The following is a 16,769-nucleotide window of genomic DNA, read 5'->3' as shown; positions in this document are numbered from 1 at the left end:
GGCTCGGGATCAGGCTGCGCCAGCCTTGGCAATCTGCAGTGCTCTGCGCTCGAACCGCTCAGAAACAGAATTGGCTGGCCCGTGGGGACGCTGCAGGTGCGTCACGATTTCGTAGGGACCATCAGAGAGTGGTCGCATGCTGATTCCCCATCCATGAGCATGCTCGATGTGCGATTGCGCGGATAAGCCGACGCCATAGCCCGCCGCCACCCATAGAGCCAGCAGCTCGAACGAAGTCATGTACCGAATGTTCCGTTGGTCTTCCGGTAGGAAGGAGGACAACCTCTGATCCAGTAAGGGACAGGCCTCTGCTTGCCAGCGAAACACCATGTAGTCCTGCAACCCGGCAATTGTGAGCGTTGCCTGATCCAGCAAAGGGAGCCGCAACGGCAGGGCAACGGCCATGCTTTCGCTCCACAGGGGCTGACTGCTCAGGGATGGATCGGCCAAGCCCTGAAGCGACATCCCTGCGTCGTAACGGCCTTCACGAAGCCCTGCCACCAGATCGTCCGCCGTGACCTCGAAAAACGCGATGGTGACTTCCGGTTCCTCCGCGCGCTGCAGCGCAAGCAGCTTAGAGAGACGTGATGACGGCACACCAGGCGCTATCGCGAGCTTGAAATGGGACAACCGGTTTGTGGCGTCGTGCATGAGAGCCCCACGAAGCTATCGGGTCAAAAAATAACCCAATATGATAGCAATGAGTTAAGTTTAACGTGGTTAAATTCTCTTGGCTGATCGACGCTTCTGTCAATGCAGAAGCGTCCAATTTCACAAGGCCGTCCCCCAGGCACAACCACATTTGAAGCCGAGCCAGCGCTGGCCTTCGGAAAAGCGGTGCGTGCCACACGCCTGGAACAAGGAGTCGGTCAGGAAAAGCTGGCAGGCTTGGCTGGGGTCGCGCGCTCGCACATGGGCAAGATCGAGCGTGGAGAGCATATGCCTACGCTGGCTCTGATACTGAAAATTGCCGCCGCGCTCGGGATAAGTGCTGCCGAACTGATGGCTGTAACAGAGCGCAACCTTGGTTCTGGCACCGATTCTTGAGATTGGCCGTCTGCGGATGGCGCCGTCAGTCGCCCAAACGGTCGCGTAGGCGAGCGATGAATCGCTCCAGCGAAACCGACATACTGCTGTTTTCGGACCAAAGCAAGTAGGTAGTGATGACTGCGGATTCCATCGCCAAGGGACGGATCACAACATCCGGACGCTGGTAGCCAGCGATCCTGGTCGTCGTTGTGAAGCCGACGCCGTAGCCTGCACCGACAAGGGTGAGCATCATGTCCAGCGAGGACGCGTGCTCAACGACATTTGGCTTGTGCTCCAGAGGCTGCAGGAGCTGTGCCAGTTGGTGGCAGTACCCCTCGCACACCTGTGGATCGCACAAGACGAGCGGGTGGCTCCCGAGTTCATGAAGTGGAACCTCCCTGTGGGCGAGCAACTCGTGCCGGGCTGGCACAGCAAGCACCAGCGGGTCTCGCCAGATCGGTTCCGCAACAATGCCATCACCGACGTCGGCGGTGTGCGCGAACCCGATCGTGAAGTCGCCTGATCGTAAGCCGCGCAATTGCTCGGCCAAAGGCACTTCGGACAGACGTATCTCGACCTCCGGCTCCTCGGCGCGGCAACGGGCCAGAAACGCCGAGAGCCGAGGGTCGGTCGCACCATCGGAGACGGCAATGCGCAGGTTCCCTCGCAAGCCTGCTGCGACCGCTCGAACGTTCTCCTGTGCCTGCTCCAGGACAGTGAACAGCCTGCGGATGTCCTGTAAGAAGGCGGCGCCAGCAGGGGTCAGCGCTGTGCCCCGGCGATTCCGATCGAAGAGCACAACCCCTAGCTCGTCCTCAAGCTCTTTGATAGTTCGAGACAAGGGGGATTGCTCTATATGCAGGCGCTCAGCGGCGCGTGTGAAATGAAGCTCTTCGGCCAAAACGATAAAGCAACGCAAGTGTCGCAGTTCCATGAGCAATGTTCCTATTCAGGCGCTGACAACCTCCTTCTATTTGCTCACGCCATGCAGGTTGAAAACTGCTTTTAAGCGATGTATGTGGCATATGTTCTTTGAGCACGAGTCGTAGGCGTTCAACTTTTCCAAACGAGATGCCGGGCTCTGATTGACCAAGCGCTCAAGAGCCCTGTATATCTACGGCGCTACGGTTCAATATTTACAATGTCACCAATGTCATGTACGTATGCGAGTGCATAGGCCATCTCTCCAGACGTTTGCGCATGCAAAAACATCAATGGTTGCCCGCTTGTTACCTCGTCCCCTAGGCGAACCTGCAACTGAATCCCTGCGGCCGGACTCTCTGGCGCTCCGGCCAATTTGGCTAAACGGGAAAGTTTCCGGTTGTCGATGTGTACTGCTCGTCCCGTAGTGGTTGCCAAAAGCGGTTCGACGTAAAGAGCTTGGGGTGGCTCACGAAATCCCCCCTGAGCGGCACAGATCCTCTGAAATTTTTGGTTCATCGAGTATTACCGGGGAAGGCTGCGCGGATTTTCAGGAAGAAGTACTCCTGATCGCGGTAGCCGTAAGCGCGGCGCTTGATGACCTTGATGGTGTTGTTGATACCCTCAACGATGCTGGTGTTCAAGGGATGGCGGCATCTGGCCAGGATGCCGTGCAGGTACGCTTTGAGACGCTGAGCAAAGGTACTGAGCGCGTCAATGCCGCTGCACTCGGCCTGCTCACACCACTGCTCCCAGGCCTGTTGAGCCCAGGCGGGCTTGCGATAGAACCACAGCCGCTTGAGCTCATCACGCAAGACATAGACGGTGAGTAACGGCTGATTGGCGTGCAGCAATTCATCGAGCCGCACGCGCTGCTGGCGATCCAGGTTGTCTCGGTTGCGTAGCAGCAGCCAGCGGCTGGACTTGATGACTTTGCGCGCCGGGCGATCCTGCCGGAGTCGATTGGCTTGATCAACGCGCACCCGATCGATGACCTCACGCCCGTACTTGGCCACGACATGGAACAGGTCGTAGACGATCTCGGCTTGCGGGCAGTGCGCGCGGATCTCCAGTTCGTAGGCGGTGGTCATGTCGATGGCCACCGCCTTGATGCGTTGGGCGGCACCTTCGGGCAGTTGCTCGAAGAAGGCCCGTGCCGTCTCGCGCGAGCGGCCCAGACCAAGCCACAGCACCTGGCGGCTGGTGGGGTCGACCACGACGGTGGCATACCGATGGCCCTTGTGCAGGGCAAACTCATCCATTGCCAGGTATTCGATACGCGACCAGTCCGGCTCCGGGATCGATGCACGCAGTCGCGCCTTATCCACCGTCTTGACCGTGTGCCAGCCCAGATCAAAGAACCTGGCCACCGCCTGCACGTTGCTCGATTGCAGCAGTTGGCTGCAGGCTTGTGCCAGCCGATCCGTGACACGCTGATAGCGTCCCAGCCAGCCGAGCCGCTCCAGACGCGGGCCGCCGCACCGCTCACACCAAAGCCGCCGTCGCGGCACATGCAGCACCACCCGATACTCGAACAAGGGCAGGTCGCGCACGCGTCGCACCGTCGTCTCGTGCACCTGGCGACACCGCGCGCCGCACTGCTCGCAATGCATGGCCTTGGCCGTGGGCTTGAGATACAGCGACACCGTGCGCCCATCGCCTTCAGGCCACACCACGCGATCCACCCGATAGCCGTCCCAGCCACCCAGGGACTCCAACAGCTTGCGATCCAGCATCGTCCGATCCTCCTGAACACCAGAAACTGGCCTCAAGAGTACGAAATCTGGCCAAATCGCTCCACGCTATTCTGCGATGAACCAAATTTTTCCCAGGCGCGGCCACTGCTGATCGTCTCGTGAGCCAATCGAATTCCATCCCCTTCTTTGGCGACGCCGCCAAGCTCAAGTACCGCACCCGCCACCATCGCCACACGGTCACGTAGATCCTGTGGCGCATCAGCCTCGTTGCGCAATACCGCCAACACATCGCGTGCTTCCAACGCTGGGCCGATACCTCTGCCGACAGGCTGGCTGCCGTCTGTAAACAGGCAACGCAATACAAGGCCAAATGACGCGGCGACTTCCGAAAGGTGATATGCAAGATGCTCGGCCGTTTCCTGGCTGCGGACTTTTGCGGTTGGCCCAACCGGAATGTCAATCACGATGTGGGTCGCCCCTGCCGCAATCTTCTTGGACAACACCGAGGCAATCAGTTGTCCTTGCGTGTCGATATCCAGTTCACGCTCAATGCGCACGAAGATGTCGTCCGCGGGGCTGAGGTGCATCGCGCCGCCCCACGCCACGCATCCACCCTCTTTTTCCACGACCTTTCTGAGCGTATCCAGGCCCAGGTCTACAGGAACCAGCGTTTCCATGGTGTCCGCCGTGCCGGCGGGAGAGGTGATGGCGCGTGATGAGGTCTTGGGCATCAACAATCCATTGGCTGCGGCTATGGCAACCACCAACGGCGTGGTGCGATTTCCCGGTAATCCGCCCACGCAATGCTTGTCCACAACAATCGGAGCCTGCCATTGCAGGTGATCCCCGACATCGACCATCGCACGGGTGAGATGGATGGTCTCTTGCATATCCAGAGGCAGTACCGCCGTTGCGGTCAGGAAGGCCGAAAGTGCGACATCGGTATAGCGACCATCGACCACATCACGGACGATCGCCTGCAACTCCGTCGCCTGCAGTCGGTGGCCGTGAATTCGCGCACGCACGGCCGACAACGATTCGAGCATCGGCGGATGCCGAACCTGCACCAGATCGCCCTCATGAATGCCCAAGGCATCCCAGGCGGCCTCCGACAGAGCGATCTGTCCAGTCTTGAGCAGATCGCTGTCGATTTGGTACAGCAGCGCTTGTACAGTACGGTCGCGGGCAATGATCAGTACCTGTGACCGCGGTGCCAGCCCTTCGGCACGGCAGACATGGCAATCGGTACGCATCAAGACGACAGGTTGATGCTGGGCATGCAGTCGCATGCGTGACGCTTGCAAGGCGGGTGTCTGGGGAGTGATGCGGGCACTCACAGGGCGAACTCCTGGTTTTGCATGGGCACCGATGCGTGCCATTTGAGTTCGCGCTGAATACGTTCGCGCAGCGCCTCGGAGGCATTGGATTCACCATGAACAATGAACACCCCTTCCGGCGCCCGGGTAAAGCCGCCCAGCCATCGCATCAGTTCATCGCTGTCGGCATGAGCCGACAACATCGGAAGCTCGGCGACCTCCGCATTGATCGGCATCCAGCGTCCATGAATCTTGACTTCGCGAGCGCCCTCAAGCAGTTTGCGTCCGCGCGTACCTGCGGCCTGAAATCCAGAGAACAGCAGCGTGTTCTGATGAATGCCGCCAAACGCTTCTATGTGATGCAACACGCGGCCACCTGTGGCCATGCCGCTGGCGGAAATAATCACCTTGGGGTAGCGATTCGCCGATAGTGCCTTGGACTCTTCAACGTCGCGCACGTATTTGACTTCCGAAAATGCGGCCTCGAAATCGTGTTGCGTGAGCTTGTGGTCGTCGGAGTGGCGGTGCAGCAGCACAGTTGCGTTGGTGGCCATCGGACTGTCCAGATAGACGGGCACGTTGCGGAGCCGACCGCGCTGTCGCAGCAGCCACAAGTCGTAGATCAACGACTGCGCTCGTCCCACGGCAAAAGCGGGAATTACCACCGTGCCTCCGCGGCGAGTCGTGCGCTCGATGATGTCGCCCAGCGCTTCGACGGCATCGGAACGGTCATGACGACGATTGCCATAGGTGGACTCGATGATGATGTAGTCCGCTTCCGTGACTGGTTCAGGATCAGGCATGACCATGTCGTCAAAGCGTCCCAAGTCGCCGGAGAACACCAAACGCTTGCCGCCAATGTCGATCTGAGCCGTCGCCGCCCCAAGAATGTGACCGGCGCTGCGCAGCAGTAGACGGGCATTGCCCGGCAATTCAGTCTCTTGATGCAGCGGCACCGGTTTGAACTGCAGGAGCGTACGTTCTGCATCCCGAACCCGATACAGCGGAAGGGCTGGCTTGTGTTTGGAAAATCCTTTTCGATTGGCGAAATCGGCGTCCTTCTCCTGCAACCAGGCGCTGTCGAGTAGGATGAGTTCGGCGACATCTCGCGTGGCTGAGGTCGAGAAAATCTTCCCGCGGAACCCGTCCAGCACCAATCGGGGCAGATACCCACAATGATCCAGGTGCGCATGCGTTAATACGACCGCATCAATGTCCTTGGGCTCAACTGCCAGGCGCTGCCAGTTAAGTTCGCGCAGGTTTTTCAATCCCTGGAACAGTCCGCAGTCGATCAAGATGCGGGTATTGCCATGGGTGATAAGGTGTTTGGAGCCGGTGACGGTGCCGGCACCGCCCAGGCTGGTCAATGAGAGCATGTATTTGTCTCCCCTCTTGTTTGTGGGTTGTGAAATCAGGAACCGGCGCGGTCGCCGCGGACCGCGTCAGAACCACTTGAAATTCGCTCGTCGGTCGCGGCCGCAGCAACCTGCGAACTGTTCCGGCCGGTCACTTGCGCAGCGGCATAGATGGCGTCCACCCAGGTGCAGCGGTTGGCGATCAACATTCCAGCCACATCGAGCGTGCCGCCGCGGTTGATGTAGCCCAAAGCCCGCGTCTTCGAGGTGCCGCTGTCAATGCGGCGCAGCACACCCAGCATCGGCTCTGGGCGGGTATGGCTTATTAACACGCGAGGCAAGTGAGGCGGGAAGAGTGCTTGCAGGGCTTCGTCACCGACCACGAAGGTGGCCTCAAGGTCATCTCGCGGAATGCGCAGGCGGCCGGGTTCGATCACTACAGTGACGCACGACGCAAGTCCATGGCGCTCCAGGCGGGCGTGGGCTTTGAACGCTTCCTCCAACTGGTAGGCGCCAATCACCACGAACTGCAGTTGTGCTGTAGCCGGATCGCCGGCTACATGGGCTGCTCCGTGCTCAACCAGCGATTGAGCGGCGGCGGCGTTGAAGTGATTCGGCGTGTCGCGCTTGGAGACCACCACACAGGCCACTTGGCCCCGGCTGGCGTAGACCGCTCGCAGCGCGGCGGACGCCGTGTTGGCATCCACCGGGAACAACACGCGTGCGGTGTCCGACATCTCCCCCAGCAATGCTTCGCCAATGGTCGGGTCCTGGTGTGACTGCTCGTTCTTGCTGTTCTCCCAGGTGTGGGATGTGACGATCAGCGGGACGGAGATCCAGCCTGGCGGCTGGCCCAGCTCCTTCTGCCGACGCGCGAAGATGATCTCCTGGCGCATCAATCCAAGCATCTTGACCGCGAATGCCTCGTAGCTGACGATCAGGTTCAGCCCCCCTTTGTTGGCGAGGGCGGCGGCCGCAACGGCTTCTTCATTGAGTGCGGTGACCACCGAGCCATCCGTCGATTCCGGGACGCCGGGTTCGGGCACGTTGACGCGGTGCTTGAGCAGCGCTAGCGTGGTCCCCATCTTGTTGCTGGCCAGTTCATCGGGATTGCCGATCCGGATGCGCAACTGTGGATTTGCCTGCACTAGCTCCACGAACCAACGGTCCAGTGCGGACATGGCGCTGCCCGATACCTCAGTTGGCGCCCAGGCCGGCATCGGCAGATGAGGGCTCGCTGGATGGCGTAGGGCCATGGGGTGCTCGCTTTCGCGCGAGCGCTGGCTCTGGCCGTGATTCGCAAGGACGGTGAGCGCGTTTTCCAGTTCGCTCTCGGGCACGAACAGCGCCGCAGCCCCTGCGTTGAAGGCCTCGCGTGCCTGCGCATCCTCGCGCGGATTGCCGTTCAGCGGCAGGTTGTGGGCGGCATTGGTCGCCGCGCCCGGGAAGCCAAAACCTTTCTCCGTCTCGGCGATCACGTAGGGCAGCTTGACCGGATAGCGCCGATCCGAGCGTGCGGCGAAGGCGCTCAGCGTGTCTTCGGCTTCAACAATGGCCCATGCGATCGCCATCGGATCACGTCCATCAACGATGACCGGATCGAAGCCGTTGTGGCGCAGGTCCTCGGCCAGCCAGGTAGCGCCACCTTCCTGCACGATCTGGGTGCGCTGCTCGATGCGCCGTCCGTTGAGAATCATGACCGGGATGGCGAAGCCGCAGTCCTCGGCGCGCCACCAGCGCGGCGCCCAGTCCGAGCCACGTTGTTCCTCGAAAGCGCCATCACTGAGGAATGCCACCAGGCTTTCTCCCGGCAACGGCGTGTGCACATACTGCAGCCCGGCGAACCCCAGATAGCCGCCTTCGGAGATCGCGCCGGCCGTGTTCGGCCCGGCATGGCTACCCAGCGGTACCGCGGGCCGACCCTGCTTATCGATGGCATAGGAGTAGAAGTCCGCGATCAGGAGCGACAGGCCCGCCTCGCTGCGGTCGTAGCGTCCACGCTGGGCGGCGGATACATCGCCGGTCAGTGCGTTCACCGCCTCGATCGCGGCCACGCAGTGCCCCTGCCCCATGAGCCAGCCGCGTGTCGTCCCGGTCAGCGCGTTGGCCAACAGATAACCCACGAAGGCTGGCACCATGTTGAGCGAGCCGCCGGTGTGGCCTTCGGGCGTTTGTTTGAAATCATCGGAGCCCAGTGGGCAGCCGCTTCGGTCGATGCGCCGGGCATAGGTCATATGCGCCACTACGCTCATGGCCGTGCAGGCCACCCGGTCGGCTGCAGCCAGCAGCGCATGGGCCGAGGCTTCGTCTGCTATACGCCTTTGCGCGACCAGACGTTGCACTAGGGCCTGCATACGTTCGATGGTTTCAGACCTGTGCGCGATGGGCCCGTAACCAGCACGCCAATCGGTTGCGAGGTTAGCTTGAGAGGACATTTCAGGTCTCCTTGAAAATAGTTGGATCGATAAAAAGATCAGCCTCGCGGATCGGTTTTCCCGCTAGAGAGAGCGTCGGCAATCAGCGAAGCGAGACCAATCCGGTTACTCGGATGCGGTACTGCGTCGGTGGACGTAATTCGGGCAAACAACGGTGTCAATTGGGCCCAGGCATCCTCGGCGAACAGGGCATGCACCACTACGCACTCCGGCTTGCGCATTCCTTGCTCGGCGAGCGTGCGGCCTGATGATGCGATGTCGTCCACAAGCGCCGGCGTTCTGCCGCGCCAGATCGACAGGTCGGGAACATCGATGTCCACGCTGCGATCGCCATGGCGTGTCTTGCGAAGCACAGCGTGCGGTACGCCGATGCGGGACGCGATGGCGCCGGCCCACTGCTCGCTTTCCTCGTCGGGGCCCACGATCAAAGGTTCTTCGACATGATTCGCGATCCAGTCGGCCAGCAGTGGTGCGGCATGCAAGGTGATGGTGGGGATCGTGTAGACCGCTGATAGTGTCGGATAGCGGTGCAGATGCGGATCCACCGTGAGCAGCTTGTCGAAGGTCGATGAGACCAGACGTGCGAAGGACCGCGACGTCACGCTTTCTCCGTCATGGAATCGCTTGTCCTGGCGCATGTAGGCCAGATACGGTGCGATCAGGTTCACCTCTTGCGCGCCAAGTTCGCGCGCCGCGTCAGCGGCAAAAGCCAGAAGCAGGAACTGCGGATCAGGATGGGCCAGCGTGCAAATCACATCCACGATCCGATCGGCAGGTTCGCCATGCAACCGGACATAGCTCTCGCCATCGGGGAATCGGCGCGTTTCGATGCGGCCGGCTTCGCTGCCGCATGCCTGCGCGATGCCGCGGGCCAGATCTTCGTTGCCGGGTAGGGCCAGGGTGAGTCGTTGCATCCATTTATCTCCTTATTTGTTGTCCTTGGTCTCTTATCGAGCGCGGGTGCCTTATCGTTCAGCTCGCTGTGTTCACCTTGCCAACTGGCTAATGACGACGGCATTGGCAGTACTGCGTCGACGTGGTAGCTCCACAAGCAACCAGGCTCTTGTCATGAACAGCAACAGAGTGGCTTGCATGGCGTTCAAGGAATCGATCTGCATCAGAATCGCCGTCCTACGGTGATCGTTCCGTAGACCGGGATTTCCTTTTGTCCACGAAATTCGCGGGTGCGGTGGTAGCGGGCTATCGCGATGCGCCAGTTGCCCTGAGTCATCGCGATGCCATAGCCCACATCGGCCACGAATGGCCGTTTATCAACACTATGACTGGACTTGAACGTATTGCCGTCCAACGTGATGTCGTGCAAAACCCAGCGACCGTCGAGTGCCACGAACAGGTGCCCGTTCCAGTTGCTGCCAGCGGTCTTACGCACGGGCGAGGTGTTTTCTCCAGCCGGGCGCAGCGGTGCGGTGCCTAAGTCGTCCGGCAGGCGTAGGCCATAGCGCAGTTCTCCGCCGACATTCGCGTAGGTGGCGAAATTGCCCAAGCTGCCGCCCCAGTGGCGGGTCAGATCCCAACCCCAACCGCTGACGTTTTCTTGCCTGATGACTCGTGTTCGGCGTTCGTGGAGCAACTGCAGCACGGGTTCGTCGCGCAGTTGATGTCTCCAGCCATTGAATCTGTCCACTCCGACGGTGTCATGCCACCAGTTCTGGACTTGCCTGGCCTGGGAGGAGGGCCCCACCACCCCCACGCGGAGTTGCGAAGTGCGCAGCGTATCGCCCCGCCTCGCGTTATAGCCAAGGCTCAACATCAAGGCGCCCGCGAAAGGACGATCATCCTTGATGAGATCGCTGCGCGTTTTGTCGTTCGGGGTGTACATCATCTGCCCGAAGCCGATGGTCATGTTCTGTTCGTCGAAGCCTTGGGGTTGGAGCATCGTGAGAAAGCGATTCAGCCCACGGACGAGACGCGGTAGACAAGGGTCATCGCTATAGTCCACGAGGTTGGGGGAAACCCAACTGGCGAGAAACCCGTTGGAGTACCCTTGATCCTGTCCCATGCCGCCGAACATGTCGTTGTCGATCCGCAGATTGAGCGTTCCGGTCGAGCGCAGCGGATTGTCACGGTGGCAGGACTGTGCCTGCGCGCAGGCACTCAGCGACAGCAGCAGCAAGGTAGCTGCGACTCTGAGCCTCCATTCAGCGAGGTCAGTGGGCTGAACTTTCGTCACGCTGGCATGCCACCGTGCCCAGGGGTTGCAGTAGCAATGACAGAATGGGGCTGGCGTACCAGCATCACGGGAACCGGTGCGATGCGAGCGAGCTGCTCGGCATCGCTTCCCAGCAGCAGCCTGTCCACGCCCCGGCGTCCGTGAGTGCCCAACACCACCAGCTCGCATTCGGTGGCCAGTGCCTGCTGCGCGATGAGCACAGAGACGCGCTCGCCCTTGCTCTCCAGAAGGACGGTCTCTACCGTCAGGCCTTCCTGTCTCAGCCGGAGCGCCGCCTCGTCGAGCAGCTTCTGCCCGGCCGCCAGGAAGCCTGGCCTCACTTTTTCAATGTAGATTCTCGGCCTCTCGAAGCCGTTGCTGTGCTTCATCTCCTCGATGACGTGCAGCAAGATGATGGTTGCACCACTCAGGCGTGCCAACACTGAGGCGTGGTGGAGTGCCAAATTGGCGGTGGGACTTCCGTCAAGCGGAACCAGGAGTCTTGAGTACATGAACGTCTCCAGTTATCAGAGTAGGACGGGGTGCCAAATAGATATTGCGCATACCGTCCCGCAGTAGCGGACGCGGTATTCGCTTATTCAGCTGCGTACGTATTCCCCCGGGGCATCGCCAATAGTCGGGTATCCATTGAACTCAGACCCCATGAGCGGAGGTGCAACAACATCACCGGAACGCTCCTGGAGCCATCCCGACCATGCCGGCCACCACGAATCTAGATGCGTCTGTGCAGTGGCTTGCCACTCGTCCGGCGCCATGTACCCCTCATTCACGGCGCGCGTATGGATTTGATACTGGCGCTTGCCCCGGCCAGGCTCGCTCACGATGCCGCCGTTGTGCCCTCCGGTGGTCAATACAAAAGTCAGTTCGGCTGAAGACAGGAGATGCAGCTTGTAAACGGAGCGCCACGGCGCAATATGATCGGAGGCAGTGCCGACGCAAAACATCGGTACGGTGATGTTTCCTACTGAAACCGGACGACCCAGGACGGGATAGCGCCCTGCGCTGAGATCGTTATTCAGGTAAAGGCGTCGGAGATATTGCGAATGCATTTTCGCCGGCAGGCGAGTCCCATCGGCATTCCAAGCCATCAGGTCGGTCATTGGCCGGCGATCGCCCAATACGTACTCGTCAATCATGCGGGACCATACAAGATCGTAGGCCCGCAGTAGCTGGAACGCTCCACTCATCTGGCTTGAGCTCAAGTAGCCTGTTTGAGCCATACTGGCCTCCAATAGCGCCACCTGGCTCTGGTTGATGAACAGGCCAAGCTCGCCCGGCTCGCTGAAGTCTGTCTGCGCAGCCAGTAGACTTACGGACACCAGCCGCGTATCGCCATCGCGCGCCATGGCTGAAGCCCCAATAGACAGCAATGTCCCGCCCAGGCAGTAGCCGGCCGCGTGGATTCCCTGCTCGGGGACAATGGATGTCACGGCATCCAGCGCCGCACACAAGCCAAGCTCAAGATACTCATCCATGCCCAAGTCTCGATCACCAGCATCCGGATTTTTCCAAGAGATGCAAAAAACCGTATGGCCTTGTGCAACGAGATACCGTATCAGTGAGTTATGGGGAGACAGATCGAGTACGTAGTACTTCATGATCCAGGCAGGAATGATCAGTATCGGCTCAGGATGGACTTTCTCGGTGGTGGGCGTGTATTGAATCAACTCGATTAATTGGTTTCTCAGTACGACTTTTCCCTCCGTCACCGCCACGTCGCGCCCAACGACGAAGTTCTCGGTTCCCGCAGGAGGCTCGCCGGATAGTTGTCGGCGCAGGTCATGAAGAAAGTTGGACATGCCACGCGCCAGGTTGGCGCCTTGTTCTTCCATTGTTTTTTTCAGTACAACGGGGTTAAAAAGCGCAGAGTTGGTTGGCGATACCAATTCCAGCCATTGCTTTGCGCCAAACGCCAATAGGCGTTCGTGTTGTGGATCAACACCCCACACACCCTGCGTGGCTTGCTCCCACCATTTTGACTGAATAAGAAAGGAACTGCGGTAAAGGTTGTAGGGCCATTGATCCCATGCAGGATCATTGAAGCGACGGCCATAGGTAGGTGACGGTTCAGGAGGTGTAGCTTCCTGGTCCGGACTGACCAAGCTCTTCTTCAGCAGAGACATCCATTGCTCAGACAAGGAGCCTGCAAACGCCAAAAGCTCGGCTTGCTTTCCGGGGCTGTTCGCCAAATGGCTTGCCCAATCAGTCCAAGCCAACAGCGACGATTCAGGTGAAATTGAGGACCAAGCCTGGGCCCAAGCCATATGCGCTTGCATATCCATTGCCGGAACGATTGTCGATGAAGTATTACCTTTCTTATTTTTTGTCAAAACGCATTACCTCAATTGCTATTCAAATAGATGGAGCGCCCTCGTTTGAACACGGGGGTAGTTGTGCTCGCTTGTGTTCATGCACACCGGCACTCATGTCATCAGCGCTTTTGCGATGACACCGTGCCAGCGTGCTAGAGATGTCTCCGCCTGCCGGCGCATTCCGTTAATTCTTTCGTCTTAACCGGCCATCAGGCTGATCACCAGTGCGTTCGCAATGTCGATGACGAACCCGCACACCAGGGGCACCACAATGAACGCCTCGCGCGCAGCGCCATGCTCCCGAGTGACCGCCGTCATGTTGGCGATGGCGGTGGCGGTAGATCCCAGCGCGATTCCGCCGAAACCGGCGCACATCACTGCGGCTTGGTAATCCCTGCCCATTGCCCGAAAAACGATCAGAAGCACGAATGCGATGACCAGGATGATCTGCACCAGCATCGCCACGGTGATGAAGGCAAGCACAGGCTGCAGCTCCCAGAGCCTGAGGCCCATCAGCGCCATGGTCAGAAACAGGCCCAATGACATGTCGGAGATCAAAGCGATGCCCGGCTGCATGCTCGGCCAGTTCCATAGACGCCCGCGCCCACTCGGCCTCATCCAGTCGCCAATCATGCGCAGGAGAATGCCGGCCAGCAGGCAGCCCACAAAGGCGGGTAGCGTGACAGGGGTAAGCGCGACCAAGGCATTGACTCCGGAGCCCAACATCAAGGCGAAGTTGAGCCAGAGCAATGCCAGCAGCACGCCGTAGTAGTCCAGGCGGGCATGCTGCTCATCGCTGTGCAGCGTGCCAATTTCCAGGGCGCTGTCTCCGGAGGCTCGAAGTCGATGCCTGCGCATGAGCAGACCTGCGATCGGGCCGCCGATGGTGCAGGCCGCGATCAGGCCGATCATGTTCGCCGCCAACCCCAGTTCCTGCGCTTGCGCAATGCCGAGGTTTTGAACGAAGTAATCGGACCAGGCCAAGGTGGTGCCCACCCCTCCGGTCAGGGAAATCGAACCGACCATGAGACCGGCGCGCGGATCCAGGCCGAATGCGCGGGCCGTCTCCATCCCGACGAGGTTCTGCAGCACCATGAACCCGATGGCCAACCCCGACAGGATCAGCAAAGGCCGTCCACCATGGCGCAGTGTGCGGGCGTCGGTACTCAGTCCAATGGCGGCAAAGAAGTACAGCAGCAGCGCATCGCGCGCTTCCAGATCGAAACTGACCGTGACCCCCATCCCGTAGTACAGGACGAAGACAACCAAGGCGCAAGCCAAGCCGCCCACCAAGGATTCCGGGATGCTGTATCGACGCAAGATGCCCGAACGCGCTACCAAGCCCTTGCCCACAAACAACAGCAGAATGGCGAGCGTGAATCCATGGAAGGCATCGATCTTCATCGCACCTTCTCCCTGTCCAGGCAGGACAGCGCATGGCTGGCGGCGATCCACTCTTCATTGGTGGGTTCGATCGCCACGATGACCTGGCTGTGGTCGCTGGAAATCGTCGCCGCGTGGCTGGCATTGGCGTCGGTATCCAGGGCAATGTTCAGAAAACCCAGTGCCGCACCGATGCGCTCGCGAATGAACGCATTGTGTTCACCGACACCTGCCGTGAACACCAGCATGTCCAGACCGCCCAGAACAGCAACCAAGGCACCGATCTCGCGCACGATGCGACGCACGTAGAGGTCCAGCGCCAAGCGCGCTCGCTCACCCGTTTCACCTTCATCGTTCTCGTGCCGGACAATGACGCGCGGCTCGGCCGAGATTCCCGAAACGCCGAGCAGACCGGACTCGTGATAGAGGACACGCCCCACTTGTTCCAGTGAAAGCTTCTCGATCTCCATCAGGTAGAGCACGGCGCCTGGATCGAGCGCACCGGTGCGGGTGCCCATCATCAGCCCGTCAAGCGCGGAGAAACCCATGGTGGTGGCCACGCTTTTGAGTCCTTGCATGGCACACAGGCTGGCGCCACTGCCCAGGTGGGCAACGATGGTGCGCCTGCGCGCCGCGTCGCCATGGCGTTCGGGCAAAGCCTCAGCCATGTACTCATACGACAGGCCGTGAAATCCGTACCGGCGCAGACCGCGCTCCCATGCGGCGTAGGGCAACGGCAGGAGCTGCTCGAGCTTGGGGATGGTGTGATGGAAGCCGGTGTCGAAGCAGGCCACCTGAGGCAGCTCCGGCTGTTCGCGCAGCAGAATATCGATGGCTTCCAGCGCGAACGGCTGGTGCAGTGGCGCCAGCGGGATGTATCCCTGCAGATCGGTGAGCACCTGGGCGTCCACCCGCACTGGCTCGAAATACCTGCTGCCACCGTGGACGATCCGATGAGCGACCGCACCTATCCGGCGGCCGTCGAGCCGCTGACTGACGCGATCGCGGATGATGCGCAGCGCGGCACGATAGGGATGTGCCGTGTCCAGTTTGATCGGGAACGGCGCAACCCCGGTCTCTTCGAAATCCGGATCGGCGCCGCCGATTCCCAGCACTTTGCCATTCCACAACGCCTGGCGAGGCAGTGGCGTGGCCGAAGGGTCGAATACCGCAAACTTGATGCTGGATGAACCGCAGTTCAGTACAAGGATCAGTCCGTGCCCGGGGCGTCCGGAGCGGGCCGTGGTCGCATCCATCATGTCGTCCTCTTTTTGCCCGGCCCCGGTGACGTCGCCACGGTGTTCGGATATGCCTGCACGCTCATCGTCGTCAGATTCAGCGTGCCGTATAGCCGCCGTCGGCGATGAGCTGGGTGCCCGCAAAGAAGCTGCTTCCTTCCGATAGCAAAAACGCCACGGCATGGGCGATTTCGTCCGGGGTGCCCAGACGGCCGATCGGATGCAGGCCAACAGCCTCCTGAAGGGCCGATTCGTCGAGGAAATCCAGGATGGGCGTCCGCACGTAACCGGGATGGATCGAGTTGATCCGGACTCCCTTGGCCGCATAGGCCAGCGCTGCCGAGCGGGTCAGCCCGGTAACAGCGTGCTTGGCTGCGACGTACGCTGGGTTTCCTGCATCGCCGACCACCCCCAGGATCGAAGAGACGTTGACGATGGCGCCGCCACCCGAACGCAGGATGGCGGGAATCTGATGGCGCAGGCCATAGAACACGCCGTTCAGGTTGATATCGATTACCCGGCTCCAGGCGGCAGGATCCAGTTCCCCCACTGGGCTCTGGTCGCCACCGATGCCGGCATTGTTGACCGCAAAATGAAGGCCGCCGAACATATCGACTGCGCAGGCCACGGCAGCCTCAACGTCATTGATGCGTGCCACGTCGGCCACATTGGCCACGGCTTGGCCGCCATCGGTGTTGATGAGGCTGGCGACGCGCTGCGCATTGTCGGCGCTGACATCCGAGACGACGACACTCAAGCCGTTGCTCGCAAGAAGTCGCGCGATGGCCTCGCCAATGCCGGATCCTGCACCGGTGACCAGGGCTACGCGGCCAGAAAATGAGTACTTCATAGTGTTTCCTCCAATGGGGTGGATACGTTGCTGATAAGTCGA

15 protein-coding genes are annotated in these 16,769 nt (G+C 60.4%); 1 reads left to right on the top strand and 14 read right to left on the bottom strand.

The genetic code is table 11. The features are described 5' to 3' along the window. Positions 1 to 9: 9 nt before the first annotated feature. Positions 10 to 651, bottom strand: a complete 642-nt coding sequence (locus C1I89_RS28385; protein ID WP_003296542.1) for a LysR substrate-binding domain-containing protein — start codon at positions 649 to 651, stop codon at positions 10 to 12. Between the two features lie 102 nt (positions 652 to 753). Between C1I89_RS28385 and C1I89_RS28380 the strand changes: the two genes are divergently transcribed. Further along, on the top strand, positions 754 to 1,047 hold the full coding sequence (locus C1I89_RS28380) for a helix-turn-helix domain-containing protein (RefSeq protein ID WP_003296541.1): 294 nt from the start codon (positions 754 to 756) through the stop codon (positions 1,045 to 1,047). A 25-nt stretch (positions 1,048 to 1,072) separates the two neighbouring features. Here C1I89_RS28380 and C1I89_RS28375 read toward each other — a convergent pair whose 3' ends face one another. From C1I89_RS28375 to C1I89_RS28315, 13 genes are all read right to left on the bottom strand, one after another. Next, the gene (locus C1I89_RS28375) at positions 1,073 to 1,963 is read right to left on the bottom strand and encodes a LysR family transcriptional regulator (RefSeq protein WP_003296540.1); all 891 of its coding nucleotides are present in this window, start codon (positions 1,961 to 1,963) and stop codon (positions 1,073 to 1,075) included. A gap of 188 nt (positions 1,964 to 2,151) precedes the next feature. Further along, positions 2,152 to 2,469 carry a hypothetical protein gene (locus C1I89_RS28370; protein WP_258231546.1) on the bottom strand — a complete coding sequence of 106 codons (318 nt, stop codon included), beginning with the start codon at positions 2,467 to 2,469 and terminating at the stop codon, positions 2,152 to 2,154. Beyond that, positions 2,466 to 3,686 carry an ISL3 family transposase gene (locus C1I89_RS28365; RefSeq protein WP_102770835.1) on the bottom strand — a complete coding sequence of 407 codons (1,221 nt, stop codon included), beginning with the start codon at positions 3,684 to 3,686 and terminating at the stop codon, positions 2,466 to 2,468. The genes C1I89_RS28370 and C1I89_RS28365 overlap by 4 nt, the downstream gene beginning before the upstream one ends. 32 nt (positions 3,687 to 3,718) lie before the next feature. Then, positions 3,719 to 4,984 carry a thymidine phosphorylase family protein gene (locus C1I89_RS28360; protein ID WP_258231545.1) on the bottom strand — a complete coding sequence of 422 codons (1,266 nt, stop codon included), beginning with the start codon at positions 4,982 to 4,984 and terminating at the stop codon, positions 3,719 to 3,721. Beyond that, positions 4,981 to 6,339, bottom strand: coding sequence for an MBL fold metallo-hydrolase RNA specificity domain-containing protein (locus C1I89_RS28355; RefSeq protein ID WP_003296538.1), 1,359 nt, complete (start codon positions 6,337 to 6,339; stop codon positions 4,981 to 4,983). The genes C1I89_RS28360 and C1I89_RS28355 overlap by 4 nt, the downstream gene beginning before the upstream one ends. Positions 6,340 to 6,374: 35 nt before the next feature. Further along, positions 6,375 to 8,753 (bottom strand): D-xylulose 5-phosphate/D-fructose 6-phosphate phosphoketolase, encoded by a 2,379-nt coding sequence (locus C1I89_RS28350; RefSeq protein ID WP_003296537.1) that lies wholly within the window; start codon positions 8,751 to 8,753, stop codon positions 6,375 to 6,377. A 38-nt stretch (positions 8,754 to 8,791) separates the two neighbouring features. Next, a complete protein-coding gene (locus C1I89_RS28345) occupies positions 8,792 to 9,667 on the bottom strand; it encodes a ribose-phosphate pyrophosphokinase (RefSeq protein ID WP_003296536.1) in 876 nt (291 codons plus the stop codon). Between the two features lie 203 nt (positions 9,668 to 9,870). After that, positions 9,871 to 10,887, bottom strand: coding sequence for a lipid A deacylase LpxR family protein (locus C1I89_RS28340; protein WP_003296535.1), 1,017 nt, complete (start codon positions 10,885 to 10,887; stop codon positions 9,871 to 9,873). 53 nt (positions 10,888 to 10,940) lie between these two features. After that, the gene (locus C1I89_RS28335; protein WP_003296534.1) at positions 10,941 to 11,435 is read right to left on the bottom strand and encodes a universal stress protein; all 495 of its coding nucleotides are present in this window, start codon (positions 11,433 to 11,435) and stop codon (positions 10,941 to 10,943) included. Between the two features lie 87 nt (positions 11,436 to 11,522). Continuing rightward, entirely contained in the window at positions 11,523 to 13,274 is a 1,752-nt protein-coding gene (locus C1I89_RS28330) for a PHA/PHB synthase family protein (protein ID WP_440130670.1), read from the bottom strand. A 180-nt stretch (positions 13,275 to 13,454) separates the two neighbouring features. Further along, on the bottom strand, positions 13,455 to 14,660 hold the full coding sequence (gltS, locus tag C1I89_RS28325; protein ID WP_102775634.1) for a sodium/glutamate symporter: 1,206 nt from the start codon (positions 14,658 to 14,660) through the stop codon (positions 13,455 to 13,457). Further along, positions 14,657 to 15,898, bottom strand: coding sequence for an acetate/propionate family kinase (locus C1I89_RS28320; RefSeq protein WP_046482862.1), 1,242 nt, complete (start codon positions 15,896 to 15,898; stop codon positions 14,657 to 14,659). The genes gltS and C1I89_RS28320 overlap by 4 nt, the downstream gene beginning before the upstream one ends. A 76-nt stretch (positions 15,899 to 15,974) precedes the next feature. Further along, complete coding sequence (locus C1I89_RS28315; protein WP_102775633.1) at positions 15,975 to 16,727, bottom strand: SDR family NAD(P)-dependent oxidoreductase; 753 nt, start codon at positions 16,725 to 16,727, stop codon at positions 15,975 to 15,977. Positions 16,728 to 16,769: the final 42 nt, after the last annotated feature.

It is taken from the genome of Achromobacter pulmonis (assembly GCF_002885955.2).
In the GTDB taxonomy this organism is placed as follows: domain Bacteria; phylum Pseudomonadota; class Gammaproteobacteria; order Burkholderiales; family Burkholderiaceae_B; genus Achromobacter; species Achromobacter pulmonis_A.
The sequence above is the reverse complement of the archived record's forward strand: the minus strand, read 5'-3'. Positions and strand labels throughout refer to the sequence as shown.